This is a genomic window from Hamadaea tsunoensis DSM 44101 (genome assembly GCF_000428945.1).
Classification (GTDB): Bacteria; Actinomycetota; Actinomycetes; order Mycobacteriales; family Micromonosporaceae; genus Hamadaea; species Hamadaea tsunoensis.
Genome location: NZ_AUAX01000008.1, coordinates 363,123 through 375,095 on the forward strand (window position 1 = coordinate 363,123; position 11,973 = coordinate 375,095).

Genomic DNA, 11,973 nt, shown 5'->3' on the forward strand with positions numbered 1-11,973 from the left:
ACCAGGCCGGCTGGCCGGGTGGAGGTCCACCCAGGTCTGGGGCGCGTCATCACGCGCGTTCCGGCGGCTGCGACGGCCGCCACCCGCCACCGCCACGGGAAAGAGCCGGCCCGCAGATCGCGGCCAGGCCACCGAGGCCGAGAACCCACAGCAGCAGGTGTTGCGCGAGCCCGGTTTCCTGGCCGGGCGTCGGCGCCGCCGCGTTGCTCATGCTGGGGCTCGGCAGGGCCGAGACGGACGGATGCCCGGTCGGCGCGGCCGAGACCGAGGGCAGCGGCGAGGTCTGCGTACCTGTCCCGGTTCCCGTACCGGGAGTACGCGACGCCGTGGCCGACCGCGACGGTGTCGGCGACGCGGTCCGGCTCCTCGACGGCGACGGGCCGGCCACCGGCTTGCCGGCCTCGTCGGCGATTTTCTGCGCGGCGGCGACCGCCTTGGTACGCAACGACTGCGGCAGCGGCGCGTAGCCGAACGGCAGCTGGCCGACGGCCAGTCCCGGGGTCTGGCCGTCGCCGGCGGCGTACCGGATGAAGTTGGCGTAGTCCCGGCCCTCGTCCTTGGTCAGCTGGGCCGGGGCGGTGGCGGCGTAGCTCACGGTCGTCAGCGGGTACGCCGTCGGCGCGCTCGTCGCCGGATCCGGTTGGAGCACGTCCTCCGGGCTGGAGGTGGGCATCTGGGCGACTGCGGCCAGCTGGGCGTCCGCGGTCGGCAGCACGTACGCCCCGCTGGCGTTGCGCAGCTGCGCGATCGGCAGCGAGTACCGGCGGGCGCTGGCCGCGTCGGTGACGGCCATCAGCGACCGGGCCCCGCTGTGCTGCAACGGGTTCTTCGCCCAGCTCGGGGGGATCGAGTTCGGGTCCGATGTGGAGTGTCCGAGGGTGTCGCCGCGGCTGGCCGCCCGGGCCGCGGAGTGCATGTCGGCCGCGTACGGGTGGGCGTCCATGGTGCACAGTGGGGGAAGCGGCGGGTTGGCCTCGGTGCAGAACAGGTCGTTCTTCGGGTAGTCGTACGGCGACGGGGAGAGGTTCTGGTAGTTCGGGTTCACCTTCATCCCGTTCTCGTCCGGCGTACCGTTGACGAACGCCTTGGCCGCCGGGTCGGACAGCACCCACGTCCACACCTCGTTGGCCACGTCGGAGCGGCCGTAGGGCAGCAGCAGGTCGGCCATGCCGCCGGCGAAGGCGAGGTGGTCGAAGTTCGGATTGAGGGCGATGAACTCCGGATCGCGCTCCATGTCGAACGGGTTGCCGGCGAGGTACTGCGCGCTCGGGTGCACGGCCAGCCGGTAGGACTGCGTGAGCAGCTTGGCCACCAGGCGCTGGTTGAGCTTCATGTCGGTGATGCGCTCGCCCTCGCGCGCCTTCACGTCGTCCGGCGCTCCGTAGATCGCCTGGCTGTCGATGTCGAACGCGATCGTCAGGGCGGAGACGCCGACCGGCGCGTACACGGGTGGCCGGTCAGCCGCCGGGTCGGCCAGCGGTCCGGTCACGAAGTCCAGGCCGGGATCGTCGTCCTCGAGCTGCGTACGCGCGACGTCGTCGGAGGTCTGGGTGAAGCCGAAGACGGCACCGTGCTGCTGGCACAGCACCGGCTGCCAGCGCAGCACCGCCTCCGACATGAGCTCCTGGCCGAGGGTGGGGCGCTCCGCCGAGCCGATGGGGCAGACGAGGCCGAGCGGCAGGAACTTCAGCGGCACCACGAGCCGGTTGGCCCAGTTCGTGGCGCTCAGCGGGGACGAGACGAGCTGGTTGTCCTGGCGCGCCTGGCGTACGCTGCCGTCCACTTCCGTGTTGCCGCGCGGCACGATCACCAGCCAGCACGGCCGGCCGATCGTGGTGCCGCCGGGGCCGGTGACCGCCTGCCCGCAGCCCAGGCCCGGTGCCTCCCGGCCGGTCTGCACCTCGAAGAAGTCGGTGCCGGTGCCGTCGGCACGGGTGAACCCGAACGGCTGCTCGTTGGTCGTGTTGCCGTCGAACAGGTCGTTGGACTTCTGGTCGCCGCTGAGCACCTTGCCGTCGACCGAGTGGAAGGGCGCGTAGACGCTGTCGTGGCTGCCGGGGGGCGCCTTGATCGTCTCCGCCGGGTCGACCAGGGTGCTGCCGTAGTCGAGCTGCCGGGAGGCGGTCTGCGGGCCGCCGCGGCTGTCGCCCACCAACCCGCCGAACTGGCACTGGGTCCGGTCCGGTCCGGCCGGGTCGTCGCCCCAGCACTGCATGATCTGCAGGTAGTCGATGTTGAACGCGCCCGTGGACGGTTGGGTCGGCGTACCGCCGGTCCAGGTCACGGTCACGATCTGGTTGATCAGATCCTCGGTCTGGCTCACCGTCACCGCGAGGCCGGCGTACGCGCCGGTGCCGTGCACCGTCACCGACGTGTCGGTGGTCTGCGCCTCGACGACGTTCTGCGGCATCACCGCGGTCATCGCCAGCAGCGCGCCGGCCGCGAACAGCGTCCGCAGCGCCATCCCGGCGAGCGTCGGCCGGCGGGACATCGTCAGCTTGATCATCGGATGCCCCGGCGGCGGGAAAGAGTGCGGGCCAGCAGGGGCGGGCCGAGGACCACGCCGAGCAGCAGCCCGGCGGCGACGAACATCAGGATCGTGGCCTGGCTCCAGCCCTGCGTCGGCAGGCTCACCGGTACGCCGTTCACCTGGGTCGTCGTGCTGCCGTCACCGCCGCCGGTGCCGCCGATGACCTGGCCTGTGTCCGGATCGATCTGCGTACCGGTGCCGGTGCCCGTCCCCGTGCCCGTGCCGGTTCCCGTTCCGGTACCCGTGCCCGTCCCGGTGCCGGTTCCCGTACCGGTCCCGGTCCCGGTGCTCGCCCCGGGCGACGGCGAGGCACCGCCGGTGCAGCTCACGACGCCCTTGTGGTCGCACTCGCTCGGGTACGGCGCGTTGACGGCCAGCGTGTTCGTGCCGTTGGTCGAGAAGGTGGGGTTGTTGCAGTTCTTGATGACGATCGACTGCACGTCCACCCCGGGGATGCGCTTCACCTGGTCGAGACCGGCGGTCACCAGGTTGATCGGCAGGGGTGAGTAGCCGAGCGATTTCATCGGCCGCTGCCCCTGGCACAGGAAGTAGTAGGCGAAGACGCCCAGCGAGTAGCCCTTGGTGGTGTTGAAGTTGCCCTCGACCTGGGTCGGGATGATCATGTACGAGTAGCTCGACAGCGGGTACGCGCGCTTGTCGGGGTTGTCGTAGACGCCGAGGAGCTTCTGGGTCAGGTCCTGCTGGATCTGCGCCCCGAGCAGGCCGACCGCGACGTTCTCGGCCGTCGGCAGCACGTAGTAGCCCGCCGCGTTCAACAGCTTGACCACGGGGAAGCCGGCCGCGATCGCGTACGAGTACTCGACGTAGGTGATGGCGCCCTCGGACTGGTTCTGCGCCACGTATCCGGCCACGCTGTTCGAGCCGGACTGCGCGACGAAGCCCGAGCCGGGCACCACCGGATAGAACGAGGTGAGTCCGCAGGGCGTACGCCGGCCGGCCCGTTCGCAGTACGCGTTCCACAGCGACGCGTACTTGCTGGACATCCAGGTGGTCAGCTGGGCGGTGGTGCCCGAGCCGTCGGAGCGGACGACCGGGACGATGCGCCGCGCGGGCAGCGTCAGGCCGGGGTTGTCGGCGGCGATGGCGGCGTCCGACCAGTTGGTGATGACACCGGTGAAGATCTTCACGAGCGTCTCGCCGGACAGCCGCAGGTTGGTGACCCGCTTGCCGCCGATCTTCAGGTTGTACATGAACGACGTGCCGCCCGCGACGATCGGCATGTACGCGAAGTGCCGGGCCGGCGGCGGGTCCTGCACGCCGTTGTCGGTCAGGTTGTACGGGATCTCGGAGACGCCGAAGTCGACGGTGCCGTTCTTGAACTGGTTGCGGCCGTCCGACGAGCCGGTCGCCGCGTAGTTGACGGTGAGCCCGAACTGCTTGACGTTGGCGCGCCACACGTCGATGGCGTTGGAGCTCCAGGTCGAGCCCGCGCCGCTGATCGGCACGTACGCCGACGCGTGCGCGGCCGGTGCCGCGACCACGGGGGACGTGGCGACGACGGCGAGCGAGAGCAGGGCCGCCGCCAGCCGCCAGAGGGATCGACTCACACCGGCTCCTTCACGAGGTCTTCTTCCGTCCGGGGATCGGGGACGGTGGCGTCTTCTTCTTCGGCGGTCTCGACCGGCGCGGCCCAGATCGCGGGGTCGGCCAGTCGCCGCCGGCGGCGTACGCGGGCCTGCCCCACCGGCCGGCCGCCGATCATCCGGGCCAGGCCGAACAGCAGCAGCACGAGGAACATCAGCACGGCGCCGGAGCCGAAGCCGCGGGCGACCTGCACCGATTCGGGGAACCGGATGAGGGTGTAGGTCAGCAGCGGCAGCGACGGCATCGGGCCGTGGAACGGGTCGAGGTTCTTCGACGCCGTGTAGCCGGCGGTCAGCAGGACGGGCGAGGTCTCGCCGATGCCGCGGGCGGTGCCGAGGATGACGGCGGTGGTCAGGCCGGACCGGGCGGTCGGCAGCACGACGTGCCAGACCGTACGCCACTGGGTCGCGCCGAGGGCGTACGAGGCCTCCTTGAGGGTGCCGGGCACCAGCCGCAGCACCACGTCGGAGGCCCGGATGATGATCGGCAGCATCATGACGCTGATCGCCAGCGACGCCGCGAACCCGGACTTCTCGATCGGCACGATCCAGTTCTGCGTCGTGAGGATCACCGCGGCGTAGATGAACAGGCCGGCCACGATGGACGGCAGCGCGGTCATCGCCTCGACGATCGTGCGGACGAAGCGGGTGAACCGGCCGGGCAGCTCGCTGAGGAAGATCGAGCAGAGCAGGCCCAGCGGCACCGTGATGGCCAGCGCCATCCCGATCTCGATCAGCGTGCCGACGACGCCGTGGATGATGCCGCCGACGTCCAGCGGCGTCAGGCCGGAGGTCACCGACATGTCGTGGAAGTAGAAGTTCAGGTGGCGCAGGGCCGGCCAGCCCCGCCAGAACGTGTAGGCCACGATGAACGCCAGCGCCGAGAGCAGCAGCAGCGCCAGGCCGTGCACCGCCACCGCGGCGACGCGGTCGCGTACCGCCGGGCCGCTCTCGTCCAGGCCGACCAGGACCGCGTAGCAGGCCAGGAACAGCCCGTACCAGATCACCGCCATGCCCACCACGCCGCTGAACGGCGCCAGGCGCGCGTACAGCAGCCAGGTCATCGCGGCCGCGGTCGCGGCGGCTCCGATCAAGGACAGGACGTCCGTGGTACGCCAGGCGCCGGCGCGCCGCCGGGGGCGAAGGTCCGGGGTCATGCGTCGCTCACCGCCCCGGAGCGGCTGCGGGCCACGATGGTCGAGGCCACGAAGTTGACGATCAGCGTCAGCAGGAACAGCGCGAGGCCGGCGGCCATCAGCGCGGAGATGCCGAACGCGCTGGAGTCGCCGTAGTGCAGGGCGATGAGCGAGGACACCGAACTGGTTCCCTGTTCGAGGATGTGCGGCTGGATGACGAAGACCGGCGAGATGATCAGGACGACCGCGATGGTCTCGCCGAGCGCCCGGCCGAGGCCCAGCATCGTGCCGCCGATGATCGCGCCCTTGCCGAACGGGAGCACCACCGCGCGGACCATGCCCCACCGGGTGGAGCCCAGCGCGTACGCGCCCTCCCGCTCGCCGGCCGGGGCCTGGGAGAACGCCTCGCGCATCACCGAGCAGGCGATCGGAGTGACCATCAGGGCCACGACCAGGCCGGCGATGAACGTCGAGGCGGTGAAGATGGTCGGCGTCGCGAGCGGGTCGTCCGGGTCGTAGGACGTCACCTTGAAGATCGGGATCCAGCCGAAGTAGGTCGTGATCCACCGGGAGACGTGGATGACCTCCCACTGCAGGAAGAACGCGCCCCAGATGCCGTAGACCACGCTGGGCACCGCCGCCATCAGGTCGACCGCGCTGACGAGCCACGGCTTGAGCGCCCGCGGTGCGTACTCGGTGATGTAGAGGGCCGTGCCGACGGCGAGCGGCAGCGCGACCACGATCGCGACCATGGCGACGAAGATGGAGCCGAGCAGGACCGCGGCGATGCCGAAGTGGTGGCTGTCGGGCTCCCAGGCCTGCGTGACGACGAACGACCAGCCGTCCGCGCGCAGCGCGGTGAACGCGCGCAGCAGCAGGAAGCCGCCGATGAGCATCATGATCACGAGGACCGTGACGCCGCCGCCGCGTACGGTGCCGCGGAAGATCTTGTCGGTGGTCGAGACGGCCGAGCGCTGGGTGGAGATCTGCCCGGCCGTCATCGCCGGACCATCCGCGGCTCGATCGCCACCGCGTGATCGGAGACCAGCGCGATCGGAACCGCTTCCAGGAACGTGCGCAGGCTCGCCCGGCATTCGCGTTCGCGCAGGTATTCACGGCCCCGGGTGGCCAGCACGACCCGGTCGGCCTCCAGGCGCCAGGTCCAATGGCCGGTCGCCTCGTCCACAATGAGGCGTCCGACGGCCTCCGTGTAGTGTGCCCGCAATGTCAGAACGGCTTCGCGGCAGGCGCCGAATGTAGGCGCGGAATACCCGCCGCGGCCCAATTCGCGATTGTTCGACCAGATGAGTCGCCAGAGAAATCCGGCGCTGTCCGTCGCCCCCGCTCGGGCCACGAACAAGAATCGCGGCGTAGACACTCTCGGCCTCCCGGACGACCGCTCGACGCCAGCTGGCAGCGGCGTAACCGAGCAGTAATCTCGCGGGCCAGAGATAAACGGAAGATAGGCCCGCATGAAGGCCGGACAGCTCTGAAATGAACAATGAGAGGGCTATGTTATGCGGAGGTCCCGGGCGAAAAAGGGACTTCTCTCCGCACTCCTCTCCATCGAATTGACCATTCGGCTGACGAAGACAATACGCACGACCGTCGGCAGGGGCAAGCCGTTGTCGGCGCGATTATTGGCCGCCCAGGGACGGGAAGGTTCCGGCCCGTCCGGACTCGCCCGTCTCGACGCAGGTGGACGTCAGCGACTGCGGCGCGACACCGCCGAAATAGGGCGTGTGATCGGTGTGGAAGGGCGCCATGAGGGTGACCGTCGTGCCCGCCGGCGTGACCTCGACGCGTACCGTGCGCGGGAGGGCGCCGTCCTGGCGGAAGCCGCCCAGCACGGTCTTGCCCGCCGCGCATTCGGCGCCGGTGACTGTCCAGCCGCCGGAGCGCAGCGCGGCCAGCAGCGCCTTGCCGCCGTCCGCCGCGGCCGGCAGGGTCGCCTCGACGACGTCGGGGACCGCCCCGATCTTGCCCTTCACCGTGCTGCCCGGGTGCTCGGTCACCGCCGACGCACCGCTCAGCACCCCCTCGGTACGCAGCTGGGCCAGCCGGGTGTGGTCGGCGTCGTCAGGCGTCACCGTCGCGGGGCCGCACGCCGCCGCGAGACCCACCACGGCCAGCGTGGCCGAGACCGTCAGGAACCGTCGCATGCAGCGACGTTAGCCGTTCGGCCGGGATGGCGGCGGACCAGGGTGCTCAGGAACCAGGGCTCAGTAGTGGACCGAGATCGTGCGGGCCGGGCCGTCGACGCGTACGCGGCCGCCGTAGGGCAGGACGAGCTGCGGATCGGTGTGCCCGAAGTCCACGTCGAAGACGATGGTCGCGGCCGGGTTGTAGACGGCCATCGCCCGCAGGATCGCCGCCCGCTGCAGGGCCGCGTACGCGTCCCGCTCGGGCAGTTCCAGCTGGTGGTTGCGGTCCCAGGCCTTCGGCCGGCCGACCAGGAGCGCGGCGGGCGCCGACAGCAGCCCGCGCTCCCCCATCGCGACGAGCCAGTAGCCGACGTCCGCGGCGGACGGCATGTCCTCGCTGGTCTCCAGGACGAGGACCTGCCCGGCGAGCTCGTCGGCGGTCGGGACCTCCTTGTCGGCCATCAGCAGCCACGTCACGATCTCCAGGTTGCCGCCCCAGATCGTGCCCTCGATCACCCGATCGGGGTTGTGCCAGTCCCAGCGGCCGGGCGCGGGGCGTACCGGCGGTTCGGTGGTCAGCGTCGCCGGGTCGGTCCACTCGCCGTGCTGCTCGCTGAACGCCAGCGGCGCCGACAGGTCGAACCAGCCCGGCCGGAACAGGGCCGCCCGCAGGGAGGCCATGGTGTCCGGATGCGTACGCCCGCCCCGCGCCAGGTGCACGAGGACGGCCCCGCCGTGGTAGCCGACGATCCCCCGCCGCCACAGGTAGTGCAGCAGGTTCGTGTTGTCGGAGTAGCCGAAGAACGGCTTCGGGTTCGCCGCCAGGAGGTCGCCGTCCAGGTGGGGCAGCACGGTGATCTGGTCGGCACCGCCGATGCTCGCGAACACCGCCTTGATCTCAGGATCGGCGAAAGCGGCATGGATGTCGCGGGCCCGCTCCGCCGGCGTGCCCTGGACGAGCGTGGTCGGGTACTCGACCGGTTCGAGGCCGAGTTCGTGGCGCAGACGGTGCAGGCCCAGGGCGTACACCTCGGGAAAGGCACCGGGACCCGCCCAGGAGGGCGAGAGGATCGCGACCTTGTCACCGGGTTGGGGTTTGGCGGGATACGCGGCCTGCAGCATGTGCTCACCGTAAGGCAACGGCGGCCGGGCTTCGCGCCCAGCCGCCGTTGTTCCCCAGGTCCTCTGTTCGAGGCCTACTCCAAGCCGTTGCGCCGGATCACGTCGCTGAACCAGCGGGCGCTGTCCTTGGGCACCCGCCGCTGCGTCGCGTAATCCACGTAGATCAGGCCGAACCGGCTGTCGTAGCCGTAGCCCCATTCGAAGTTGTCCATGAACGACCAGGCCAGGTAGCCGCGCAGGTCGGCGCCCTCGCTGATGGCCGCGTGCACGGCGCGCAGATGCGCGTCGATGTATCCGATCCGCTCCGGGTCGGCCACGCGGTCGCCCGCGGGCACGTCGGTGTACGCGGCGCCGTTCTCGGTGACCATCAGCGGCGTGCCCGGGTAGTCGACCGACAGGCGCACGAGCAGGTCCGTGAGCCCGGTCTCGTCTACCGGCCAGTCCATCGCCGTCGTCGGCTTGCCCTGGTCCGGGTAGATGATGCCCTCACTGCCCGGGTACGCGAGATTCGCCGGCGCGCCGATCTGGGCCGCCACCAGCGCGGGCTGGTAGTAGTTGACGCCGAGCAGGTCGATCGGAGTGGAGATGATCTCCAGATCGCCGTCGAGGATGGCGCCGGCCGCGTCGAACCGCTGGAACAGGGCCAGCATGTCGTCGGCGTAGTGGCCGCGCAGCACGGGATCCAGCCAGATCCGGTTCTGCAGGCCGTCGACGAGGCGGGCCGCGTCGGCGTCGTGCCGGTCGCCCGGATCGTGCGGGCGGACGCTCGTCAGGTTGAGCGTGAGCGACACCTCCTGCGCGCCACCCGCCCGCAGCGCCTGGGCACCGAGCCCGTGCGCGAGGTTGAGGTGGTGCGTGGCGAGGTACGCCGCTTGAGCGTCGACCCGGCCCGGCGCGTGTACGCCGTTGCCGTACCCGAGGAAGGCCGAGCACCAGGGTTCGTTGAGCGTCGTCCAGGTGCGTACGCGGTCGCCGAGCTTGCTCACCGCCGCCGTGGCCAGGTCCGCGAAGTGCAGCGCGGTGTCCCGGTTCGTCCAGCCGCCGTGGTCCTCCAGTGTCTGCGGCAGGTCCCAGTGGTAGAGCGTGACCATCGGCTCGACGCCGGCGGCCAGCAGCTCGTCCACGAGCCGGTCGTAGAACGCCAGACCCCGCGGGTTGACCGGACCGGAACCGTCCGGCTTGATCCGCGGCCAGGCCAGCGAGAAGCGGTAGGTGCCGATGCTCAGCTCCGAGAGCAGGGCGACGTCCTCGGCGTACCGGTGGTAGTGGTCGCAGGCCACGTCACCGGTGTGCCCCCGATGGACCTTGCCCGGCGTACGCGCGAACGTGTCCCAGATGGACGGCATCCGGCCGTCGGCGGTGGCCGCCCCCTCGATCTGATAGGCGGCGGTCGCCACCCCCCACCGGAATCCCTCGGGGAAACGCAGTACGCGCGGCTCGGCCTTTTCCTCGACTACGGTCATTCCCTGATCGCCCCTTGCATGATGCCTCCGATGATGTGCCGGCCCAGGACGACGAAGACGATCAGCAGCGGAACGGTGGCGATCGTCGTGCCGGTCAGGGTCAGCGAGAAGTCCTGGACGTACCCGCTGGCCAGGTTGGACAGCGCCGTCTGCACGGTGGGGTCCTCGGGGGTGAGGACGACCAGCGGGAAGAAGAAGTCGTTCCAGGCGTTCATGAACGTCAGCATGCCGAGGACCGCCGCGGCGGGGCGGGCCGCAGGGACGACGACATGCCAGAAGATGCGCAGTGTGTGGCAGCCGTCCACGCGGGCGGCTTCGATCAGCTCGGTCGGCACCGCCGTACGCAGGTACTGCGTCATGAAGAACACGCCAAACGCGCTGACCAGGGACGGGACGATGACCGCGGCGATGGTTCCGATGAGGTGGAACTTCTGCATGGTCATGTAGAGCGGGATGATGCCGAGCTGGGTCGGCACCATCATGGTGGCGATGATGATCACGAGCGCGACGTTCGAGCCCCGGAAGCGCAGCTTCGCGAACGCGAACCCGGCGAGGGTCGAGAAGAACACGACGCTGATCGTGATCGAGCCGGACACGATGAACGAGTTCGTCAAGGCCTTGACGAAGTCCACGGTGTCGAACGCCCGGCGCAGGTTCTCGAGGAGGTGCCCGCCGGGCAGGAACGGCGGCGGCACGTCGGAGAGCACCGAGTTCGTGCTGCTCGCCACGACGATCGAGTAGTACAGCGGGAACGCCGAGAAGAAGACCAGGGCGGTCAGGGTGAGGTAGAGCAGCGGACCGGGCCGCCGCCGTACGCCGCTGCCACGGCGGCGCCGGGTGGCGGGCTTGGCGTCGGCGGTGTCCTGCACCGGCACGGAGATGGTCGCGGTCATCAGGACCTCCGCAGGCGGCTGGTGAGGAAGAAGTTCAGGCCGGCGACGAGAACGATGATGAAGAACATCGCCCAGGCGATCGTCGAGGCGTACCCGAAGTCGAAGCGCCCGAAGCCGATCTCGTACAGGTAGTAGCCCAGCGTCTGGAACTGCCGGTCGGAGCCGCCGGTCGGGCTGCTCCCGCCGAACAGCAGCGGCTCGGCGAAGACCTGCATGCCACCGATCGTGGAGATGATGACGGTGAAGATGATCGTCGGCCGGATCGACGGGACCGTGATCTTCCGCAGCTGCTGGAAGGCCGTGGCGCCGTCGAGGGACGCCGCGTCGTAGAGGTCCGCCGGGACCGCCTGCATGGCGGCCAGGTAGATCAGGGCGTTGTAGCCCGTCCACCGCCAGATGATCATCACCGAGATCGCGATCTGCGACGAGGCCGTGCCGGCCTGCCACTCGATGTGCCCGACCCCGAACAGGCCGAGCACCCAGTTGACCATGCCGTAGTCCCGGCCGAAGACCTGGCCGAAGATCAGCGCGACGGCGGCGACCGACGTGATGTTCGGCAGCAGTGCCGTCATCCGCCAGAACGAGGGCGCCCGCAGCCGGGTGTTGAGCACCGTGGCCAGCAAGAGCGCGAAGACCAGCTGCGGGACGGTCGACAGGATCCAGATCTGCGCGGTGTTGCGCAGCGCGTTCCAGAAGTAAGGGTCCTGGAGCAGCTTGGTGTAGTTGTCGATGCCGACGAACGTGCTCGTGTCGGAGATCAGGCTCTGCTTGTGCAGCGAGACCCAGCCGGTGAAGACCAGCGGGAAGAGCCCGAAACCGGCGAAGAGCAGGAAGAACGGCGCGATGTAGAAGTACGGCGATCCCTTGAGATCGAGCCGGTGCAGGAAGCTTCTGCGCATGAGGAGGGTCCTTTAGGAGGATACGGCGGAGCGCGGTGGCGGCCCCGGCGCGTACGCCGGTCGGGTGGCCGCCACCGCGTCAGCGGTTACAGGAGCGCCTTGACGTCCTTCATGGACTGTTCCCACGCCTGGTCCGGGGTCTGCTTGCCCTGCTCGACCCGGGTCAGACCGTTCTGGATCGC

Annotated in this window: 10 protein-coding genes; all 10 read right to left on the bottom strand. The window is 70.0% G+C overall.

The genetic code is table 11. From position 1 onward, the window contains the following. Positions 1-49 precede the first annotated feature (49 nt). Positions 50-2,506, bottom strand: a complete 2,457-nt coding sequence (locus G401_RS0117805) for a hypothetical protein (RefSeq protein ID WP_051366784.1) — start codon at positions 2,504-2,506, stop codon at positions 50-52. Then, entirely contained in the window at positions 2,503-4,098 is a 1,596-nt protein-coding gene (locus tag G401_RS0117810; protein WP_034591948.1) for a phosphate ABC transporter substrate-binding protein PstS, read from the bottom strand. Before G401_RS0117810 ends, G401_RS0117805 begins: the two co-directional genes overlap by 4 nt. Further along, positions 4,095-5,291: a phosphate ABC transporter permease PstA gene (pstA, locus tag G401_RS46475; RefSeq protein ID WP_064741785.1), complete on the bottom strand. Its 1,197-nt coding sequence runs from the start codon at positions 5,289-5,291 to the stop codon at positions 4,095-4,097. Before pstA ends, G401_RS0117810 begins: the two co-directional genes overlap by 4 nt. After that, positions 5,288-6,271 (bottom strand): phosphate ABC transporter permease subunit PstC, encoded by a 984-nt coding sequence (gene pstC / locus G401_RS0117820; protein WP_027343579.1) that lies wholly within the window; start codon positions 6,269-6,271, stop codon positions 5,288-5,290. Before pstC ends, pstA begins: the two co-directional genes overlap by 4 nt. After that, on the bottom strand, positions 6,268-6,630 hold the full coding sequence (locus G401_RS55905; RefSeq protein WP_157545822.1) for a hypothetical protein: 363 nt from the start codon (positions 6,628-6,630) through the stop codon (positions 6,268-6,270). The genes pstC and G401_RS55905 overlap by 4 nt, the downstream gene beginning before the upstream one ends. A gap of 277 nt (positions 6,631-6,907) precedes the next feature. Next, positions 6,908-7,432: a hypothetical protein gene (locus G401_RS0117830; protein WP_027343581.1), complete on the bottom strand. Its 525-nt coding sequence runs from the start codon at positions 7,430-7,432 to the stop codon at positions 6,908-6,910. Positions 7,433-7,492: 60 nt separating this feature from the next. Beyond that, on the bottom strand, positions 7,493-8,536 hold the full coding sequence (locus G401_RS0117835; protein WP_027343582.1) for a S66 family peptidase: 1,044 nt from the start codon (positions 8,534-8,536) through the stop codon (positions 7,493-7,495). A 74-nt stretch (positions 8,537-8,610) separates the two neighbouring features. Then, entirely contained in the window at positions 8,611-9,999 is a 1,389-nt protein-coding gene (locus G401_RS0117840; protein WP_051366785.1) for a GH1 family beta-glucosidase, read from the bottom strand. Then, entirely contained in the window at positions 9,996-10,892 is an 897-nt protein-coding gene (locus tag G401_RS0117845; RefSeq protein WP_027343584.1) for a carbohydrate ABC transporter permease, read from the bottom strand. Before G401_RS0117845 ends, G401_RS0117840 begins: the two co-directional genes overlap by 4 nt. Next, positions 10,892-11,791 carry a carbohydrate ABC transporter permease gene (locus G401_RS0117850; RefSeq protein ID WP_027343585.1) on the bottom strand — a complete coding sequence of 300 codons (900 nt, stop codon included), beginning with the start codon at positions 11,789-11,791 and terminating at the stop codon, positions 10,892-10,894. Before G401_RS0117850 ends, G401_RS0117845 begins: the two co-directional genes overlap by 1 nt. Positions 11,792-11,973: the final 182 nt, after the last annotated feature.